General features: G+C 39.5%; 18 protein-coding genes and 4 tRNA genes. 13 read left to right on the forward strand and 9 right to left on the reverse strand.

The features are described from left to right. Positions 1-176 precede the first annotated feature (176 nt). On the reverse strand, positions 177-1,394 hold the full coding sequence (gene mtnK / locus I6F66_RS19505) for an S-methyl-5-thioribose kinase (protein WP_197120156.1): 1,218 nt from the start codon (positions 1,392-1,394) through the stop codon (positions 177-179). A 129-nt stretch (positions 1,395-1,523) separates the two neighbouring features. On the opposite strand from mtnK, the gene mtnA reads away from it, so the two are divergent. Then, the gene (gene mtnA, locus I6F66_RS19510; RefSeq protein WP_165729515.1) at positions 1,524-2,552 is read left to right on the forward strand and encodes an S-methyl-5-thioribose-1-phosphate isomerase; all 1,029 of its coding nucleotides are present in this window, start codon (positions 1,524-1,526) and stop codon (positions 2,550-2,552) included. On the opposite strand, the gene I6F66_RS19515 is transcribed toward mtnA, so the two are convergent. The 4 genes from I6F66_RS19515 to I6F66_RS19530 form a co-directional block, all read right to left on the reverse strand. Beyond that, positions 2,541-3,605, reverse strand: coding sequence for a RelA/SpoT domain-containing protein (locus I6F66_RS19515; protein ID WP_101217511.1), 1,065 nt, complete (start codon positions 3,603-3,605; stop codon positions 2,541-2,543). The genes mtnA and I6F66_RS19515 overlap by 12 nt on opposite strands. Before the next feature lie 129 nt (positions 3,606-3,734). After that, positions 3,735-4,277: an acireductone dioxygenase gene (locus I6F66_RS19520; protein WP_165740098.1), complete on the reverse strand. Its 543-nt coding sequence runs from the start codon at positions 4,275-4,277 to the stop codon at positions 3,735-3,737. Next, complete coding sequence (gene mtnC, locus I6F66_RS19525) at positions 4,274-4,960, reverse strand: acireductone synthase (RefSeq protein WP_165740100.1); 687 nt, start codon at positions 4,958-4,960, stop codon at positions 4,274-4,276. The genes I6F66_RS19520 and mtnC overlap by 4 nt, the downstream gene beginning before the upstream one ends. Continuing rightward, the gene (locus I6F66_RS19530) at positions 4,957-5,586 is read right to left on the reverse strand and encodes a methylthioribulose 1-phosphate dehydratase (RefSeq protein WP_024589460.1); all 630 of its coding nucleotides are present in this window, start codon (positions 5,584-5,586) and stop codon (positions 4,957-4,959) included. Before I6F66_RS19530 ends, mtnC begins: the two co-directional genes overlap by 4 nt. Positions 5,587-5,694: 108 nt before the next feature. On the opposite strand from I6F66_RS19530, the gene I6F66_RS19535 reads away from it, so the two are divergent. The 3 genes from I6F66_RS19535 (at position 5,695) to I6F66_RS19545 (ending at position 9,089) form a co-directional block, all read left to right on the forward strand. Further along, positions 5,695-6,837 carry a methionine aminotransferase gene (locus I6F66_RS19535; protein ID WP_197120155.1) on the forward strand — a complete coding sequence of 381 codons (1,143 nt, stop codon included), beginning with the start codon at positions 5,695-5,697 and terminating at the stop codon, positions 6,835-6,837. Next, on the forward strand, positions 6,825-7,598 hold the full coding sequence (locus I6F66_RS19540) for an amidohydrolase (protein WP_165740104.1): 774 nt from the start codon (positions 6,825-6,827) through the stop codon (positions 7,596-7,598). The genes I6F66_RS19535 and I6F66_RS19540 overlap by 13 nt, the downstream gene beginning before the upstream one ends. 75 nt (positions 7,599-7,673) lie before the next feature. Next, entirely contained in the window at positions 7,674-9,089 is a 1,416-nt protein-coding gene (locus tag I6F66_RS19545; protein ID WP_197209613.1) for a mannose-1-phosphate guanylyltransferase/mannose-6-phosphate isomerase, read from the forward strand. Positions 9,090-9,119: 30 nt separating this feature from the next. Here I6F66_RS19545 and I6F66_RS19550 read toward each other — a convergent pair whose 3' ends face one another. The 3 genes from I6F66_RS19550 to I6F66_RS19560 all read right to left on the reverse strand — a co-directional run bounded on the left by I6F66_RS19550 (position 9,120) and on the right by I6F66_RS19560 (position 12,689). Then, complete coding sequence (locus tag I6F66_RS19550) at positions 9,120-11,276, reverse strand: response regulator (protein ID WP_165729508.1); 2,157 nt, start codon at positions 11,274-11,276, stop codon at positions 9,120-9,122. 167 nt (positions 11,277-11,443) lie between these two features. Next, the gene (locus I6F66_RS19555) at positions 11,444-12,100 is read right to left on the reverse strand and encodes a response regulator transcription factor (RefSeq protein ID WP_004334929.1); all 657 of its coding nucleotides are present in this window, start codon (positions 12,098-12,100) and stop codon (positions 11,444-11,446) included. Positions 12,101-12,320: 220 nt separating this feature from the next. Beyond that, on the reverse strand, positions 12,321-12,689 hold the full coding sequence (locus I6F66_RS19560) for a histidine triad nucleotide-binding protein (protein ID WP_007579887.1): 369 nt from the start codon (positions 12,687-12,689) through the stop codon (positions 12,321-12,323). A gap of 92 nt (positions 12,690-12,781) precedes the next feature. Here I6F66_RS19560 and I6F66_RS19565 point away from each other — a divergent pair, with 92 nt between their 5' ends. Beyond that, positions 12,782-13,381, forward strand: a complete 600-nt coding sequence (locus I6F66_RS19565; RefSeq protein ID WP_121955040.1) for a DUF2057 domain-containing protein — start codon at positions 12,782-12,784, stop codon at positions 13,379-13,381. A 58-nt stretch (positions 13,382-13,439) separates the two neighbouring features. On the opposite strand, the gene I6F66_RS19570 is transcribed toward I6F66_RS19565, so the two are convergent. Continuing rightward, entirely contained in the window at positions 13,440-15,281 is a 1,842-nt protein-coding gene (locus tag I6F66_RS19570) for a M1 family metallopeptidase (protein ID WP_165729507.1), read from the reverse strand. A 143-nt stretch (positions 15,282-15,424) separates the two neighbouring features. Between I6F66_RS19570 and murB the strand changes: the two genes are divergently transcribed. The 8 genes from murB to I6F66_RS19610 form a co-directional block, all read left to right on the forward strand. Continuing rightward, entirely contained in the window at positions 15,425-16,435 is a 1,011-nt protein-coding gene (murB, locus tag I6F66_RS19575) for a UDP-N-acetylmuramate dehydrogenase (RefSeq protein ID WP_165729506.1), read from the forward strand. Further along, positions 16,432-17,424: a bifunctional biotin--[acetyl-CoA-carboxylase] ligase/biotin operon repressor BirA gene (gene birA, locus I6F66_RS19580; protein ID WP_007579893.1), complete on the forward strand. Its 993-nt coding sequence runs from the start codon at positions 16,432-16,434 to the stop codon at positions 17,422-17,424. The genes murB and birA overlap by 4 nt, the downstream gene beginning before the upstream one ends. Continuing rightward, a complete protein-coding gene (locus I6F66_RS19585) occupies positions 17,421-18,131 on the forward strand; it encodes a type III pantothenate kinase (protein ID WP_197142730.1) in 711 nt (236 codons plus the stop codon). Before birA ends, I6F66_RS19585 begins: the two co-directional genes overlap by 4 nt. 126 nt (positions 18,132-18,257) lie before the next feature. Then, positions 18,258-18,333: transfer RNA gene (locus I6F66_RS19590), tRNA-Thr, on the forward strand. Between the two features lie 40 nt (positions 18,334-18,373). After that, positions 18,374-18,458: transfer RNA gene (locus I6F66_RS19595), tRNA-Tyr, on the forward strand. Between the two features lie 44 nt (positions 18,459-18,502). Beyond that, positions 18,503-18,577, forward strand: a tRNA-Gly gene (locus tag I6F66_RS19600). An 11-nt stretch (positions 18,578-18,588) separates the two neighbouring features. Next, a tRNA-Thr gene (locus I6F66_RS19605) sits at positions 18,589-18,664 on the forward strand. 128 nt (positions 18,665-18,792) lie between these two features. Then, a partial coding sequence (locus tag I6F66_RS19610) for a GTP-binding protein (protein WP_231611860.1) occupies positions 18,793-18,923 on the forward strand: 131 nt, incomplete at its 3' end.

Consider the following 18,923-nt stretch of genomic DNA (forward strand, 5'->3'; position numbering starts at 1 on the left):
TCCGATTTACCGAATTGTTGTTTTGCCCAATGAGTATGTTCGTTAATCATAATGTGCCCTCAAACAAGATTTGAAGATCTGATCATGACATTGAGATTTAGTTCAAAAAAATCCCCGCTAATTTCTTAGCAGGGATTTGTATAAGAGACAGCATTGAGCGCCTTTTTTAATGTTTTTTAATTTAATTGGCTTATTAATAAACTAAAAAATGCTTCTTTGTTGTTGCACGTGTGGGCATTCAAAATAAGTTGCTCGCCTAGTGCTAATGTTTGTTTTTGCACTATAAGACGCGCCTTATCATCACCAATACTATCTATATCGGTTACATGTGCGAGCCCTATGGTGCGCCTAATTAACTCAGCACCACAGTAACCAATGGCGTCTTGTAATACCCCTTTTATAAAGTATTCACTGTAGCCTGTAACCTTTAGCGCAACTTCAGTAGTGTGCTCATTTATAAGCGTAAGCCAATGTTGTTCAAATAAGGTATAGCATTCAACAAGGGTGCTTAATAAGTGGGTTTGATAATTACGACGAGTCAAAAAATCTTCAATATGCCCGTATTGTGCGCAGTAATTTAAAAGTAAATTACCAATAAAAGAGCCAATATCGAACCCAGTAGGACCAAAAAAACCAAACTCAGGATCGATCATCTTTGTATTATTACAATCAACAAAAATACTGCCGCTATGCATATCACCATGGAGTAATGTTTGCGGGTTAGATAAAAAATTAGCTTTTAATTTTGCTATTTCTAACTTTAATGCGCTGTTCTTGTGTATTGCATCAACTTCGCTTTGTAGTTGCTTTGGGTAGTTATTGCGTTCGTGCTCAATGTACGGATCGCTAAAAAATAAGTCTTCAGTGATTTGGCAAAGCTCAGGGTTAGTAAATTGGCTAACGAGCGCTTTTTTAGTTTGTGCGGTTAAATAAAAATCTGAATTATAAAAACCAGTATGGCTTAAGTAGGTCGCTACGTGCTGCGCTAATTTAGGAAATTGCTCAGCATTATTTTGTGCAGTTCGCAGTATTTGTAAATTACCTAAATCTTCTAAAATAGTCAGTGCTTGCATTTCACTATAATGTAAAACCCTAGCAGTATAAGTTGGGCAAATAGCGCCATGATTAAGCAAAACTTGTGCTTCTATACGAGCTCTATCAAGCGTTAATGGCCACGACTCACCCACGCAACGCGCATAAGGCAGAGCTTGCTTTAAAATAACACTATTGTTTTGCTCATCAGTAATTCTAAATACTAAATTAAGATTGCCATCACCAAACTCATATGCCGATAAGGCTTGTCCGGGAGCAAAAAAATTACATTGTTTAGATTCAATTAATGTCGATACATAATCGATAGCGCGCTGTGCATTAAAAGCAACATAGTTAGTCATGGTTTAAATCTCAAAAATCAGCTTTTAAGCATTCTATACCTTTAAATGTTTAGATGTCTACAAGTCTAACTTGAGAGTTATTCAAAGTGGTGTAAAATAACGTTACGCATTTTTAATACCTTAAGCATTATGCAAAATTTAATCGCAAGCAGTTTAAAATATGAAAACGGGTCGCTTAGTGTGCTCGACCAATATTTACTACCTCACCAGCAGGTATGGCATCAATGCCATGATGTAGAAACCATGAAAGAGCTGATCATTAGTTTAAAAGTACGTGGAGCTCCACTTATTGGTTTAAGCGCGAGCTTGTTAGTGGCGTATTTAGCTGAGCAAGGGGTAGTTAAAGGTGAGCTTGAAAAAGCAATCAATGAGCTAGAAGCCACTCGCCCAACGGCGGTTAATTTAATGCATTGTATGGCTGCATTGCGTAAAGCTTTAACGCAAAGCGGTTATGTTGCCGGTATTGTTACCACAGCTGAGCGGTTGTTTATTGAAGATATTGAGCTGTGTGAGCGAATGGCAAGCCGTGGCGCCGAACTTATAAATAGTGGCGACAACATATTAACCCATTGTAATACAGGGGCGCTTGCAACCGCTGGTATTGGTACTGCACTAGGTGTTATTTACAAAGCGCAGCAAAAATATGGCAACGTACATGTGTGGGTTGATGAAACACGACCATTATTACAAGGCGGTCGCTTAACTGCCTTTGAGCTTGAGCGCTGGAAAATACCTTACACTCTAATTTGCGATAATATGGCGGCGAGTTTAATGGCTGCAGGTAAGGTGGATAAAATAGTGGTAGGGGCTGATCGTATTGCTGCCAATGGTGATTTTGCCAATAAAGTGGGCACCTATAATTTAGCCGTACTTGCGTATTTCCATAACATTCCATTTTATGTAGTTGCGCCTATTACCACGCTTGATACCAACACCGCGTGTGGTAATGATATAGAAATAGAGCAACGTAATCCTCAAGAAGTGCGCGGAGTTAGCGGTAGCTTTGGTGAGGCTTTATGGGCGCCCACTAATGCTAATGTGTATAACCCTGCATTTGATATAACGCCGGCAAAACTGGTCACAGGGTGGGTGTTAGATACGGGTGTGTATAACCAGCAACAAGTATTAATGGGTAAACTTAAAGAGCTAACTCAATAATATGCGACTGAATTCTGAAAGAAACTCAGAGGTACTATTTAGGTAGTTGGGGTAGGCTTTTTCTATTGATTTCAAGTCGCTCCCTGCAACTAGAAGCACGTTATTGTGAGTTTGTTTTTCTTGTTCAGCGTAATGCGTTAGAGCTTCTTGCTTTTTATTTTCTGCATATAAAAAGACTCGACCCATTTGTGTTTCTGTGTTGTGAACGAGTAAAGCAAAGCCTGTATCTTTCGATTTATTTTTAATTTCGTCAACTTGGAATGCGCGATTAAATGCATCAAGCTTATGAAATGCGGCTAGCTTTTTATTTAGTGCCGAAAGCTCATCAACAAAGGTCTGCGATTGTTGTGAACTTAATTGATTTGAACCATCTTTGACTGCAAGAAACTCACCCATGATAAAAAATAATCGCTTCCAATCTGTGTCGGCTGCTTGGGGATTGGTTTTTAGTGTTTCTTTTTCAATAATATCTACAATTTCAACAGTAGTAGCCCAAAGGTGCTGAAGCCTAGTGCGTAACTGTACTTCAATTTGAAAGCCTTTATAATCGTGAGATTTTAAATTGTTATAACTTTTATAAACACGATGAATACCTCTATAGCCTGTCGCTTTTGGGTTTTCAATATAATCATATGATTTAACGCTATGAACTGCTCTACTCGAATCTAAACTTGCGTTGAGTTGATATAGATGCTCTAGATTATCTAAGATTACTCGGCAGCCACCTATGTCGTGCATTCGCTTCAGATTTATTGCGTTTTCACTTTTACCATCCAACGAGGCTCTTTGTAACTTATCTATAATAGTTGGCAAGCGCTTTAAGCGTCTAACTATAGTCGCCGATTCTAGCAAATGAAGCTTTTTTACATGTTTCCATACGAGGTTTTTAATAATAGTCAGCGGATATAAATGTGCTGCACGATAGTTTTGTACAACCTCTATTGCAAAGTCAAAATCACCTTCATTTTTACGAAAAATACGACCAGCCTTTTCAACTTGCTTACGTGAGTAGGCTAGTTGTTGTTTAGACTTTTGATATTGTTCGTTCACCATTGGAAAGTTACTCTTTATCAGCTGCATTGCTAAAATAATATTACAGAGTTAAGTGATTGAAGTCATCCTGCAAATTGCATAAATACGCTTATAGAAAATATAGTTTAGGCATGCGTGCACTGAGCTTTATTAATCGAGTAAGGGAAATTGCTCTGCAATAGACGAGTCAGTACTTTTTGCTACCCAGCCCTCTGTATTGTTAAATAAGCGAATGGCAGTAAACTCAGGAGCGCTTCCCATATCAAACCAATGCGGGGTAAGTTCAGGCACTGAAATTAAATCGCCTTGTTGGCAAAGTACCTGATAAACCTTATTGTCTAAATGTAGGCAAAATAGCCCTTGGCCTTTTACAAAAAAACGTACTTCGTCTTCACTATGAGTATGTTCAAATAAAAACTTTTTGCGCAGCTCTGATGAGGCAGGATTACCTTTAGCTAGAGATATAACGTCTACTGTTTGATAGCCATTTTCAGTTTTTAACCGATCTATATCGTTTTTGTACGCACTAATAATTTGCTCATGGGTGGTGTGCTCATTAATATCTGCATTTGCTTGCCACTGTTCAAAACGTACGTTTACTTTAGCTAGTTGCTTTGCAATATCATCAGCATTTGATGTGCTTACAAGTGCTTTGTTTGCATTGTTGTCGGCATACACTGTTAATTGGCTCATACTAATTGCTCCAATTTAAATTGGCTAAAGTCATTAATATAAGGATGTGTTTTGGTGTTTGCTTGCCCATCACGAATTAAATGTAATGTTTTTATGCCCGCAGCTTGCGCGGCATCAAGCTCGCCGGCTACATCACTTAAAAAGAGTATTTCTGCTGCTTTAAACGGTAACAGATCAACAATAGTGTTATAGGCTGTTTGCTCTTGTTTTGCGCCAACTTTGGTGTCAAAAAAGTCAGTAAACAAGCTGCGAATGTCGCCATAATCACTGTATTTAAAAAGTAGCTGCTGCGCTTTTACCGACCCTGACGAGTACACATACAAAGTAATATCGTTGTTGTGTTGAGCTTGTAAAAAATCAAATGCATCTGGGTATAAATGACCTTTAAAATCACCGTGTTCATACCCTGTTTGCCAGATTAAGCCTTGTAACTGCTTAAGTGGAGTGATTTTTTTATCTTCATCAATCCAGGTAAGTAAGGTGGTAATGACTTCTTCTATATTGGCGTTTGGCTTTTCGATAAGGGCTTTTACGGCACTAATTTGCTCAGCTACATCTGGCTTATTAGCATTGGCACGTACAAAGGTAGGTAATTGCTTTGCCGCGTAAGGAAACAGCACCTCTTTAACAAACGAGATGCGGGTTATTGTACCTTCGATGTCGGTTAAAATGGCTTTAATCATTTAGTTACTCCCGCTTGAATACCTATTATTTTTAGGCGCTCTAGTTCGCAACTAAATAAAAACTCTAAGGCTTCTAGGTGGCGGCGAACTTCATCAATATTGCGCCCTACAGCATATAAGCCATGACCACGTATAAGTACGCCATGCTCTATTGGTGTATGTAAATGATGGTCACTGACCAGCAGGCTTAATCGGTCAATATCTTGATCGTTATCGAAAATAGGAATGCTCAGCGTTTCTAAATGCGAAGTAAAGCCGCTCAGTGCTTTTTGCATTTCATAGCCTGTTAAATCAAGCTGATGCCTTTGGGTAATTTGCGACAGTACGGTGGCGGCTACAGAGTGAGTATGCAAAACACACTGTGCATCAGGTATAAGCTGATACAAACTTAGGTGTAATTGTGTTTCTGCCGATGGCTTTACAGCTCCTGCTAGGCGCTCGCCTTGGTGATCTAATTGCAAAAAATGCTCTTGCGTCAGTGAGCCTTTATCGTGCCCACTTGCTGTAACAACAAAGCCAGTGCTAGTACGAGCTGAAAAGTTTCCACCTGTTGCGGGTACCCAGCCTTTTTGGCTAACCCATTTTCCGGCTTCAATAAGTTGTGAAATAGCGGTATTGTTTTGCATACATTCCTCACTAATGAGCGTAAAGTTAATTGTTTTTAGACGGCTATACTTCTGTTTTAAGCAATGATAGCATCGCTTTAAGCGCAAAACCATCATTAAGGGCATCACGTGTTTGAAAGTAAATTACCAAATTTAGGCGTTAGTATATTTAGCCAAATGAGCGGGTTGGCTAATGAGTTTTCGGCAATTAATCTCTCTCAAGGCTTTCCTGAGTTTGATGCTCCTGATCTTTTAAAAACGCAGTTAAATTATTATGTGCAGCAGGGCGTTAATCAATATTCACCTTCAAGTGGTGTACCACGATTACAGCAACAAATTGCTGATTTAGCAAAGCGCAAATATGCAGCTGATATCAACGCAGCTGATCAAGTTACTGTTACCTCAGGTGCAACAGAGGCATTGTTTGTGGCTATTCAAACAATTGTGCGCCCAAGTGATGAAGTGATTGTATTTGACCCTGCATATGACTCTTACCAACCGGCAATTGAACTCGCTGGTGGAAAGTCAGTACACATTGCTTTAAGTGCGCCAAATTACACTATTGATTGGCAAGTAGTAAGCCAAGCAATTACTAAAAATACCCGTGCAATTATTATTAATACGCCTCATAACCCAAGCGGTAAAATATTACAGCCACAAGATATAAAAGCGCTTAAAGAGTTAGTTGGTACTCACAATTTGTATGTAATAAGCGATGAGGTATATGAGCACATTACGTTTGATGAACAACCGCATTTAAGCGTATTACGCGATGATGAATTATTTGCCAAAAGCTTTGTTGTATCGAGTTTTGGTAAAACGTTTCACAGCACGGGCTGGAAAATGGGTTACTGTATTGCACCTGCAGATTTAGCTGTCGAATTTAGAAAAATTCATCAGTACGTTACGTTTTCAAGTTTTACCCCCGCACAGCATGCGCTTGCCGATATGCTCGAGCAGCAAGGCGAGCATATAGATGAGCTAAGTGGGTTTTATCAGCAAAAACGAGACTTATTAGCGAGTCATTTAAGTAACAGCCGTTTTAAAATTTTACCTAGCCAGGGCACTTACTTTTTATTGTTAGATTACAGCGATGTATCGGATTTAAACGATGTTGATTTTTGCCACTGGTTAGTTGAGCAAGCCGGTGTTGCGGCTATTCCGTTAAGTGTTTTTTATCAAAATCCACCAACCGACAAAGTCATTCGTTTATGCTTTGCTAAAAACGACAACACTCTCATAGAGGCTGCGCAAATATTATGTCAACTTTAACCATTACAGCATTGCAAAGCTCGCTTTATTGGCTTGATAAAGATGCTAATTTAGCCATGTTTAATAAGCAGCTTGAGTCAATTACGCATCAGCCCGATCTTATTTTATTGCCCGAAACATTCTCGACTGGCTTTGCTATTAATTTAGATTGTGCAGAGCCCGAAAACGGTAAAGTACTGACGTGGTTAAAGGCGCAGGCTCATAAACATAATGCGTTTATTGCGGGTTCGGTACTTGTTGCACAAGGCGATAAAAAAGCAAATCGGTTTTATTGGGTAAAACCCGATGGAGAGGTGAGTTATTACGATAAGCGCCATTTATTTCGCTTAGGCAGTGAGGGTGACTACGTTGTAGCAGGGCAAGCACGCAAAGTTTTTGAAATCAATGGTTTTAAACTATTACCGCAGGTATGTTACGACCTGCGCTTTCCGGTATTTCAACGTAATAATAACGACTACGATGTAATGATAAACGTAGCAAACTGGCCTGCTGTGCGCCGCCATATTTGGGATACGTTACTTATGGCGCGTGCAATGGAAAACCTGTGTTACGTAGTAGGCGTTAATCGTGTGGGTGACGACGGTAATGGTGTGGCGCACAATGGCGGTACCGCAGTATACGACTTCAAAGGCGATGCGTTAACTAAAGCGCAAGATGACGCAGAGCAACTAGTTACTATCACACTTGAAAAAGCACCACTGGATGAGTTTAAAGCAGCGTTTCCTGCCTATTTAGATGCAGACCCTTTTACATTAATATAGACACGTTAATTTAGCGCAGAGCCAATAAAGTGTTAAAATAGTCGCAGATATTTTTGTTGGCGGCTAATATACATTATGAACACTTTAATCACTCCTGTAATTTTAGCTGGTGGCATAGGCTCTCGCTTGTGGCCGCTTTCTCGCCAAGCAATGCCTAAACAATTTTTACCACTACTAAATGAAAACACGTCATTACTGCAAAGTACATTGGCGCGTGTTTCTAATGAGTTGTTTGATAATGCTATTTTAGTGTGTAATGAGCAGCACCGATTTATTGCCGCCGAGCAAGCTGCAAGCTCAATTCCTACTGCATTATTACTCGAACCCAAAGGTAAAAATACCGCTCCTGCCATCGCATTAGCCGCCCACTATGCACTGCAAAATGGGATTACCGGTCCGCTATTAGTGATGCCTGCCGATCATCATATTAAAAACTTTGATGTATTAACAGCTAAGCTCCCTGAAGCTGTAAAACTTGCTGCGCAAGGAAAGCTAGTTACATTTTCGATTACTCCTACAGAACCGCATACTGGTTATGGCTATATAAAACAAGGCGCGGCTATTGCTGGAACGGGTTGTTACGATGTTGCTCAATTTAAAGAAAAGCCTGACTTAGATACAGCGAACCGTTATTTAGCTCAAGGTGGTTATAGCTGGAATAGCGGCATGTTTTTATTTACCCCAGCGACCTATTTAAAAGAGCTCGAGCGGTTTGCGCCAAAAATAGCAACGAGTGTCGCTGCAGCAACACAATTTACTAAAGATTTAGGGTTTACCCGCCCAAGCAATAGTGCGCTTGAGCACTGCCCAAGCGATTCAATTGATTACGCTATTTTAGAGCGCAGTAATAACGTAGTTGTTATGCCTGTTGATTTAAAATGGAGTGATGTAGGTAGTTTTTCATCCCTTGATGCGCTTACAAAAAAAGATGAAAACGGTAATAGCTTAAATGCTAATTATATGGCTCAAAAAAGCACTAATAACTTAGTTATTAACGAGACTGAACACACTATTGCCACGCTTGGAGTAAGCAATTTAGCAATTATTCATACTCATGATGCCACGTTAATTGCAAACCAAAATGAGCTAGATTCTTTGCCTTTGTTGCTTAAGCAAATTGCTACAACACAGGCCGATAAACTTAACCATCATCAAGTGGTTTTTCGCCCATGGGGGAATTACCGTACTTTGGTTAAAGGCACTGGCTTTAAAGTTAAAAAAATTACTGTTAATAGCGGTGCTAAGCTTTCGACGCAGCGCCATCAGCATCGTGCTGAACATTGGGTTGTGGTTTCGGGTATTGCAGATGTGTGTATTAATGAGCAAGCGCATACGCTAACGCACGACCAATCGTGTTATATCGCCGCAAAACAAATTCATAGCTTGGCTAATAATCAAAAAGAGCCGTTAATTGTCATTGAAGTGCAAACCGGTGCTGTACTTGATGAAAGCGATATAGAGCGATTTGATGATAAATATGGAAGAGGCTAATAATTAGCTATTTTTAAAGCTAATTCACTATTACTCTAACTGCCCACGCACAAACTTTAAATATTGCTCTAAGCTGCGTTGCCACAGATCTAACGCTTCATCAAGCATATCGTTGTGTGGCTTTTTATCGAGTAAACGACGTTCTATTTTTTTCAGCTCAATACCATAGCGATTAAAACCAAGTTGCAGAGCGGTACTTGCTTGGCGATGTAAAAGCTTAATGCATTGCTCTGGTTGTTGATCAATAAGCTTTTGACAGCGAATTAGCTTGTTACGCGCCGAAAGCACAAACTCATTATAAATCGACGATACTTCATCTTCACTAAACGAGCTGGTGAGTGTTTCGGCCGCTGTTTTGTCATACAACGTATCAATAAGCTCTACTGCAATACTCGCAGTTTGATTAGATTGAGAGTCGCTAAGTGCTTGGCGAAGCTTTTCGTGCTTAATAGGCTTGCCTACAATGTCTTTTATTCCTAATTCTAAATACTCTTTTACTTCGTCTGGGCTAAGGCTTGCAGTAAATGCGAGTACTGGAGTTCGTTGATTTTTATGATCAATGCGTTTTAGACGTTTAAGTACTTCTTGGCCTGTTAAATCAGGTAGATTCATATCAAGCAAAACAACATCGAAGTGGTGAGCTTGCATGAGCTCTATGGCGCTTTTCCCATCTTTTGCGAGCTTAATTTTGTGTTCATCGTCGGCCATAAATTCTATAGCAATTTTTTGATTTAAATCTAAATCTTCAACCAGTAGTACATTAAGACCTGTTAAGTAATCTTTAGTTTGATGGCGCTGCTCTACAAGGCTTAATTCACCTAAAGTAAAAGTAACGGTAAAGCTAAATACACTACCAGTACCAAGCTGGCTGGCTATTTCGAGTCGGCTACTGAGCTTTTCAAGCAGGCGACTGGTAATAGCTAAACCAAGGCCGGTTCCGCCTTTCTCTTTTCCTGCACTACTTTGTACATAAGGTTCTGTTAAGTAGGCTATCTCATCATTTTCTATACCTGGCCCTGAATCTTTGACACTAATTTTTATAGTGTGCTCAAGTTGTTTTTCTAATACTAAATCAACCTGAATTTTAACGGTTCCGTGGTCTGTAAACTTAATGGCATTACCCACTAAATTAATAATTATTTGCCTAAGTTTTTGCTGGTCGCAGTAATAACAGGCTTGCTCAGGAATATTACATATTAGTTCAAACTTGAGTTGCTTTTGCTCGGCGAGAGGGCTTAGTAATAAACATAAATTATTAAGCCATGTTTTAAACTCTACATCTTCTTCGTAAAGCGCTTCGTCACTTTGATCTAGGCTCGCGTAATCAAGGACCTTATCTACCAATAAGTTAAGTGATTCGGCAGAATTTATAATCGCTTCGCAATAGGCTTTATTGCGGGTATCACTTGTTTGGTTCATAACAAGTTGGGCGCTGCCTAAAATACCGTTTAGCGGCGTGCGAATTTCGTGGCTTATAGTTGATAAAAAGAGCCCGCGTATTTCTAAATCTTTTTGTGCTTTATCGGCTAATTTATTGAGGTGCTGCTCTCTGCGCTCATTACATAATAACGCCATACCTGCAGCATAAAACATGGGTGCAATCACGCCATTTAAAAATAGCAAAGAGCTAAACCAGCCGTTTACTAAAAGATTTTTTTGTTCAATGTTATCCATAAATAACGAGCGGCCAATAAAGCTTAAAGCAACAAGCGTTAAAATGGTTATGTATACAATACTGCCATTAGGATAGGGTTTGCGTGCACACTTAATAAATATAAACAGTAAAAAACCGGCTTCTGCTATGTGTTGTATATCGGATGCAATCACTCTTTCGTGTAAAGATGGGTCAAAAAAGGTGTAATAGCCAAGCATTACAGTGCAAAAAGCGGTCACTGAGCAGAGTAATTTAAAACCAATACCGCGATAATTTAAAAATTGACTAAGTGAAAGGCAGTGCACTATTGATGCGGCAAACATCATGCTACTGGCAGCGCTAATAATTACTAAATTATGTGTATCACCAACAAGAGTAAAGCCAATAACAGAGCCTAATAGCAATATGGGATAAAAAATGTATAGCAGCGTGCCCGATATTTGTTTGTTTGTTCGCCATGTCAAAAAGTTAAGTAAGGTCATTACGACCATGATGGCGATGCTGGCAAAATAAAGAGTGAAGGAGTCGAGCATTAATATTCCAGCAAAGTAGCTATTAAACTAAGATTATCAAAAGTATACACTTATACCAATTATCAAAACAGATCACTTAGGCAAGCAAATTGGTATTAAATAAGTGTGTAACACATACAAAAACAGACACCTAAGTGTCTGCTTTTAAATTTAAACTAAATATTTGATTAACGAATTTCATCAGGGATATTTTGTTGTGCCCACGATAGAAGTTCAATACGGTTACGACATTTGGTTTTTCTAAATGCGCTGTATAAATGTGTTTTAACAGTATGTGGACTAATACTTAAATCTTCTGCGATCTCTTTATTTTTGGAACCTTTACTCATTAGTGAGATTATTGCTTTTTCTCGCTTAGTAAGTTTAACAGGCTCAATATCACCTTCGGTTAGTTTATGCAGCGCATCTTTATTAAATTGCAGCATACGATTTAATGCATTACACATAATATCGCGACGGTACCAAAGTTGATCTTCAAGTAGTAAGCGAATACCTTTCATTAATACATCGGCGTTATCTGTTGTGTAAAATACGCCACGAATACCGCTTAACAATGCACGATTAGCAAGCTCAGGGTTTTCGTCTAAATTAAATAATATGATATCGCATTTAATACGTAGGTTTACTAGTTGTTCTTTTAGTTTTCCCCATGCATCCTTGCTTGATGTTTCAATAAACAAAAGTCGAGTCCCTTCAGGTATGTCTAAAATATTAGTACCTGTGGTTACGTCAAGGCCTTGCGTTTTTAACAAAGGTTCTAAAACGTTAATACCAATAGTGTTAATTGGCTCTTGATCTAATAACAAAAAGGCTGAACTGCTCATGTTTTTTATACTCTTTTATAAAGCTGACTGACTAAGTTTACCACGACTTCCACACCTTTTGTATTAGAAAATCGCTGATGTACTCAATAACAAATACGATATTACGATTATTTAAACACAAAATGTTGCAAATAAGTAACTATTTATTCTTTATAACTATGAAAAATCATAACATTTGTAACTAATTAATTGAGTGGAACAATTTAATAAAAACTTTTAATTATTTTACTTTTTTTACATTTTGATAAGGTGGCCAGCCCATTTCTTTACCGCCAAGCATGTGTAAATGTATGTGATAAACAGTTTGCCCACCATGTTCGTTACAGTTCATAACTACGCGGTATCCGTCCTCAGCAAAATTATGTTGCTTAGCTAATTTAGCTGCAACTACGTATAAGTTGCCTACTAAATGTGAGTTTTCAGGATTTATATCATTTATAGTAGCAATTGCTTTTTTTGGGATAATTAACACATGAAATGGCGCTTGTGGGTTTATATCTTTAAATGCGAGAGTGTTTTCATCTTCGTAAATAATATCTGCCGGGATTTCACGATTAATGATTTTGGTAAAAATAGTTTCTTGGCTCATAGTGTGTTCCTAATTAAGTGTTGTGAATTTTAAGCTCACTAATGACAAACTTTCAAAGCAGTGTCAAACTGAAATCAAATAAAGGAGTTAATATGCTTAAACCAATTTTAATAAGTAGTGCAGTTGCATTACTACTTAGTTTTTCGGCTAATGCTGAGAATATTCACTTTCCAGAAGAATTTGTACCACTGCAAGTGGGCGATAAAATGCTAGAAAGCTCTTTGTTTAGTCGTATTGATGATGTAGAGCTTGCCCCCGGAACTTATCAGCTTAGGCTAAAGTACACCGATTTATATGAAGATGATTATGACACGCACGAAGTTGTGGAGTCGGAACCATTTTGGGTAAGTGTAACTGTTGAAGCAGGTAAAGATTATACCTTAGTGTTTAATCGTGCTGAAAATGCAGTATCTGCAAAAGTATTTGCAGAAGCGCCACAAGTTAGTTTAAAAGCAAAAAGTAGCGCTGTTGCTAAGCCTTTAAGTGTTATTTCTAACACGCAACTAGCAAGCAATAAACCGGTAATGCAAAATACATTGCCTGCAGGACCTTCACGTCCTAGTCAGCCGATAAAGCCGATAGCACCAATTACAGGTAAAGGAATGCCAAGTGCGCCGCAAATGCTTGATTTTTGGTGGCAACAAGCCACAACTGCAGAGCGTAAAGCTTTTTTAGAAAAAGTAACAAAGTAAAATAACAGAAAAACAAAAGGGCCAAATTTGGCCCTTTTTAGTTTCTAGTTAACGCTATTTATTCAAATAATGCGTCAATAGTACCTTGCGCAAGAGGGTGATACCCAGGGCGTGCTTTTAAGTACACGCTTTGTGCCCAGTCTTTTTTACCGTTAGTGATAAGTGATTTATATAACGGCACAATTAACTTACGACGGCCAATACCTGATAAGTGCTTATTAAGCGCAGGATAAATTGGTTGATAACCATTACCTACTGCTAGCATAAACCAAGCAAACGCACGTTCAGCGTTAGTTGATTGCGTTAGGTTAAATTCACTATCAAGCTCGCTCATTTTCTCTATGCTTAAATCGCGTGGTAAGTTATTTAAAAAGTGTAGCCACTCATGTACAGACCAATCAGCCGTTGGTAGTTGAGCTGCTGTTGTGTCGCCTTTCAACCATGCTGCTGTTGCAGTATCTACTTTATCAAATGCATCAGAAGTAGGGTTTGGCGCATCACTTGGTAAGCCAGGCTCAAAAATCCATTCGTTTACTTTATCCATACTTACAACACCAGGGTACTTCTCAATTAAGTTAGCTTTTAAGTAAGTAACAAATTGCGCGGTAGTAAGTGATTTAAACGAAAACTCTTTAAAGTACGCTTTTACGAACGGGTCAAACTTATCGCGGCCATATTTGTTTTCTAGATAGATTAAAAATAACTGACCTTTAGTGTAAGGCACTGAGCTAAACGCATCGTCTGGGTCGCGGCCATTAAGCTTTAAATTAAGGCGTGTATCTGGTGCATCAATTGTTTTAATTTGTGCGCGTAAAGACGCTGAATCAAGTGCTTGTTCCATAACCGCACGGTCACGACCAAATACTTCTTCCATAATGCGGTTTTCAACGTACGAGGTAAAACCTTCGTTTAACCATAAATCTTCCCACGTTGCGTTAGTTACTAAGTTACCTGACCAAGAATGAGCAAGCTCATGGGCAATAAGGTTAACTAAGCTTTTATCACCGGCAACAACCGTTGGGGTTATAAATGATAAGCGTGGGTTTTCCATGCCACCAAACGGAAAACTTGGCGGTAGCATTAATAAGTCGTAGCGACCCCATGCATATTCGCCGTACATGGCGTTTGTTTTGTCGATCATGGCTTGAGTGTCGTCAAATTCAGCAACTGAGGCATCTAAAATTGTAGGCTCAGCAAATATGCCCGTTTGGTGCGACATTGCTTTAAATTCTAAGTTACCTGCGCCAATAGCAATTAGGTAAGGTGAAATTGCTTGTGGCATATCAAAAATGTAGTCGCCATCTTTATAAAGCGCATCTTTGTTATCGGCACTCATTACAGCACGTATATCTTTTGGTGTATGAATTCGTGCAGAGTAAGTTACACGCATTGCGGGTGTATCTTGCACTGGGATCCAACTACGTGCATGAATTGCTTGCGATTGGCTGTACATAAATGGATGCGTTTTACTTGCCGTTTGCTCTGGTGTTAACCATTGCAGGCCAGATGCTTCTGGACGACTGTTGTAGTAAATACGAACTAATTCAGCTTGGTTTTTAAACACAATAGTAAGCTTTGAACCTTTAACGTCATCTCGCTTAGCTAAATCAAAAGTCGCCTTTTTCCAGTTACCACTTTGATCTTTGTACATTACTTTATCAATGTCTAAGTCGCGGGTATCAAGTACGAGAGTTCTGCTTTTGCTGTTGTTCCACTGAAGAGTATGCTCAACAAAACCTTCTAACTGCTTGTCGGCAAAGTCGACATCTAAATCAAGGTTTAAGTGAGTAGTAACAACATCATCAAGGTTAGCATACGAGTTTTGGTCAATCGCATTAGCCATTGCTTGCGAACACATACCCGCCATAGCGAGGCTTAAAAAAAGAGGTTTAATTTTCATCATTACTCTGAACACAAATAAAAAAGTGCTGGTTTTATATCACGATTGACACGGTGGGTTGAGTGATTTTTACAATCTAGTGCCACATTTGCGACGATGAGGTAAACTATTGCGATTAGTTACCGGTATTTTTAGAGAGCTTTGTGGCGCATTCATTACACTCCTTACATACATTCGCATTAAACAGCCAATGCCAAAATTTTGTTGAAATTACTCAGCTTGAGCAACTTAAAACGCAAAGTTTTAGTGCACCGTTTTGTTTGCTAGGCGAGGGCAGTAATACCGTATTTTTAAATGACTACATGGGTACGGTTATAAAAATAGCCTTAAAAGGTATTAAAATCACCGAGCGTGAGAGCGACACACTAATAAGTATTGCTGCAGGCGAAAACTGGCATCAACTAGTCAGTTATTTATTAGAGAAAAATATACCCGGGCTTGAAAATCTAGCACTTATACCGGGCACTGTTGGCGCATCACCGGTACAAAATATTGGTGCTTATGGCGTTGAGATAGCTAAATTTGTTGAGTTGGTAGAGTACTTTGATATAACCACTAAAACTATGCATTCACTAAATAACGAGCAATGTGAATTTGCTTACAGAGACTCAATATTTAAAAATACTCTCAAAAATAAAGCGGTGATCACGCAAGTGCATTTAGCGCTCCCAAAAAAATGGCAACCAGTATTAAGTTATGGCCCCCTGCAACAGCTCTCAAGCATTACCCCGCAAGCAGTATTCGATCAAGTAATACAAACTCGCAATAGCAAATTACCTAACCCATATACACTTGCCAATGCGGGTAGCTTTTTTAAAAACCCAATAATAACCAACCAGCAGTTAGCTGAGCTATTAAAGCAATTTGCAGATTTACCTCATTACGAATATGGGCAAAGTCATCACAAGGTCGCAGCAGGTTGGTTAATCGATCAAAGTGGTTTAAAAGGGCACCGCGAGGCAGGTATAGAAGTGCATCAACAACAAGCACTAGTACTTGTTAATCACGGAAATAGTGAAGGTGGTGACCTAATAAAAATGATTAAACACATTCAGCAAGTTGTTTATACGCGTTACAACATTATGTTAGAGCACGAAGTACGTTTAATGGATGCGCGCAGCGAATGCCATATTAACGCGGAGCCTGAGCAATGAAAGCACCTGATGGAAACAAACTCGCTATTTTAAATGCACTTAACCAAGGGGGCTTTGTATCTGGCCAAGCCTTGGGTGAAAAGCTAGGAATTAGCCGAGCTGCGGTGAGTAAACATATCAAAACGTTACAAGAAATGGGCTTGGATATTTTTAAAGTGACTGGCAAAGGCTACTGTTTGAATAGTCAGGTGGGCCTTTTAAATAAAACACAAATTGATCAGCACTACAAAGCGCTAGGTGCTAATACTGCCGATGTAGAAGTACACCCTATTATTGATTCGACCAACAGCGAGCTTATGCGCCGTATACAGGCTAAAACAGCGCTTGAGTCTGGCACTGTTATTGTTGCCGAAATGCAGCAAGCAGGGCGCGGCCGACGCGGCCGTGTTTGGCAATCCCCATTTGGCGCTAATCTGTATTACAGTTACTTTTGGCGTTTAGATGACGGGCTTCAAGCTGCAATGGGTGTATCAATTGCGGTAGGCCTTGCTGTTTATGATGCAATTAAAGCGTTATACCAAATTGACGTAGAGCTTAAATGGCCTAACGATATTTATATAAATAAACAAAAACTTGCAGGTGTATTGGTTGAATTAGATGGGCAACCGCAAGGACCTTGTCAGTTAGTGATTGGTATAGGTATTAATTTACAAATGCCTGAGAGTTTTAGCCAACATATAGACCAAGCGTGGACCGACTTAAATCAACATACTCAAAAGCTTGATAAAAACCAGCTGGTGGCGTCACTTACTTATCATTTAGAGCAGCGTTTAGTGCAGTATCGCCAAACTGGCTTACAAGATATGTATGAGCAATGGAATTCGCTTAATGCGTTTGCTGGCGATTATGTTGAGCTAAATACAGGACACCGAAGCTGGCGTGGAATATGCGAAGGTATTGACCCACAAGGTGGAATACGAATTCGCCAAGATGGTGAAGTAAAAAGTTATTACGGTGGGGAAGTCTCCCTCAGAAAGGCGCAAGTATGAGATTACTGATCGACGTAGGAAATACATCACTAAAAGCTGTGCTGTGGCATAACGAGCAAGCACAACCAGCAGATATAAATAACCTACCTTGGTTACAAATAACCGAAGTGATTTATGCGTGCGTAGGGCGCAGTGATTTACTAAACGATATTCTCGCGCAAGCGGCTAGTAATAATATTACTAGCTTTGAGGCCAAGGTAACCAAAACGCTTGGAGATCTTGTATGCGCTTACGAGCATGTGGGTAACTTAGGCATAGACAGGTGGCTTGCGCTTATTGCAGGCTTTATGTTATATCCAAACACAGTATGTATTGTTGTTGATGCGGGTACTGCGACAACAATTGATGTGCTCAATAGTGAAGGCCTACATTTAGGTGGCTGGATTTTACCCGGGCTTGATTTAATGACCTCATCGCTTACACAAAACACCCAACGTGTTTTTGATGACGGTAAAACACCGTTTACTAATGAATTGGGTAAAAACACGCCAAATGGTTTAAAAAACGGTGCCTTAGTGGCAACCATCGGGGCAATTGAGCAAGCTAAGCTGAATTTAACGGCTCAAAAAACAGAACAAGCAACACAAATTATTTTTGCTGGTGGCTATGGCTCACTATTGCAGCAGCAATTTGCAGGAAGTATTTTTGATTCATTGCTCGTAATGAAGGGATTGAATTATTGGTACGAATTAACCGAAACAGTATAAAAAAGTGCAAAAAACGCGTTTTCGCGTGAATATTGAGCATTTAAACTAAAAATTTACACTTTTTTTAATTTTATTGTTGCATCCCAATAAACCTTACTCTAATATCTCGCCCCGTACTAAAGCAGTGCCGACTTAGCTCAGCTGGTAGAGCAACTGACTTGTAATCAGTAGGTCAACCGTTCGACTCGGTTAGTCGGCACCACTTTCCTTTTACCGGAAGTGAATTAGTAGAGAATTATCGTGGAGGGGTTCCCGAGCGGCCAAAGGGATCAGACTGTAAATCTGACGGCTCAGCCTTCGCTGGTTCGAATCCAGCTCCCTCCACCACTTTATTCTTGACGGTTAGAGGTAGTTTAAGAACAGATTTTTATGCGGGCATCGTATAATGGCTATTACCTCAGCCTTCCAAGCTGATGATGCGGGTTCGATTCCCGCTGCCCGCTCCAGTTCTTGTGTTGCTGATATAGCTCAGTTGGTAGAGCGCACCCTTGGTAAGGGTGAGGTCGGCAGTTCGACTCTGCCTATCAGCACCAGTCCTAAGAATCTCCTTGATTACTTCCTTTATCTGTCAGAAAATACTATTTGAAAAAATTAACTTAATCTACCTCTGGTGGATTATTTTCATATGTAATTTAGATACACAAAACTGATAGGTTCCGTCATGGCAAAAGAAAAGTTTGAACGCGTAAAACCGCACGTAAACGTTGGTACAATTGGCCACGTTGACCACGGTAAAACTACACTAACTGCAGCAATCACTAACGTACTTGCAAAAGTATACGGCGGTGTTGC

Origin of the sequence: Pseudoalteromonas sp. NZS100_1 (assembly GCF_015864285.1) — a bacterium.
Lineage (GTDB): Bacteria > Pseudomonadota > Gammaproteobacteria > Enterobacterales > Alteromonadaceae > Pseudoalteromonas > Pseudoalteromonas arctica.

Excerpts from the sequence above, each read along its gene's own strand:
- mtnK (WP_197120156.1), bottom strand. The coding sequence starts at position 1,394 with ATGACTAACTATGTTGCTTTTAATGCACAGCGCGCTATCGATTATGTA.
- mtnA (WP_165729515.1), top strand. The coding sequence starts at position 1,524 with ATGCAAAATTTAATCGCAAGCAGTTTAAAATATGAAAACGGGTCGCTT.
- I6F66_RS19515 (WP_101217511.1), bottom strand. The coding sequence starts at position 3,605 with ATGGTGAACGAACAATATCAAAAGTCTAAACAACAACTAGCCTACTCA.
- I6F66_RS19520 (WP_165740098.1), bottom strand. The coding sequence starts at position 4,277 with ATGAGCCAATTAACAGTGTATGCCGACAACAATGCAAACAAAGCACTT.
- mtnC (WP_165740100.1), bottom strand. The coding sequence starts at position 4,960 with ATGATTAAAGCCATTTTAACCGACATCGAAGGTACAATAACCCGCATC.
- I6F66_RS19530 (WP_024589460.1), bottom strand. The coding sequence starts at position 5,586 with ATGCAAAACAATACCGCTATTTCACAACTTATTGAAGCCGGAAAATGG.
- I6F66_RS19540 (WP_165740104.1), top strand. The coding sequence starts at position 6,825 with ATGTCAACTTTAACCATTACAGCATTGCAAAGCTCGCTTTATTGGCTT.
- I6F66_RS19545 (WP_197209613.1), top strand. The coding sequence starts at position 7,674 with ATGAACACTTTAATCACTCCTGTAATTTTAGCTGGTGGCATAGGCTCT.
- I6F66_RS19550 (WP_165729508.1), bottom strand. The coding sequence starts at position 11,276 with ATGCTCGACTCCTTCACTCTTTATTTTGCCAGCATCGCCATCATGGTC.
- I6F66_RS19555 (WP_004334929.1), bottom strand. The coding sequence starts at position 12,100 with ATGAGCAGTTCAGCCTTTTTGTTATTAGATCAAGAGCCAATTAACACT.
- I6F66_RS19560 (WP_007579887.1), bottom strand. The coding sequence starts at position 12,689 with ATGAGCCAAGAAACTATTTTTACCAAAATCATTAATCGTGAAATCCCG.
- I6F66_RS19565 (WP_121955040.1), top strand. The coding sequence starts at position 12,782 with ATGCTTAAACCAATTTTAATAAGTAGTGCAGTTGCATTACTACTTAGT.
- I6F66_RS19570 (WP_165729507.1), bottom strand. The coding sequence starts at position 15,281 with ATGAAAATTAAACCTCTTTTTTTAAGCCTCGCTATGGCGGGTATGTGT.
- birA (WP_007579893.1), top strand. The coding sequence starts at position 16,432 with ATGAAAGCACCTGATGGAAACAAACTCGCTATTTTAAATGCACTTAAC.
- I6F66_RS19585 (WP_197142730.1), top strand. The coding sequence starts at position 17,421 with ATGAGATTACTGATCGACGTAGGAAATACATCACTAAAAGCTGTGCTG.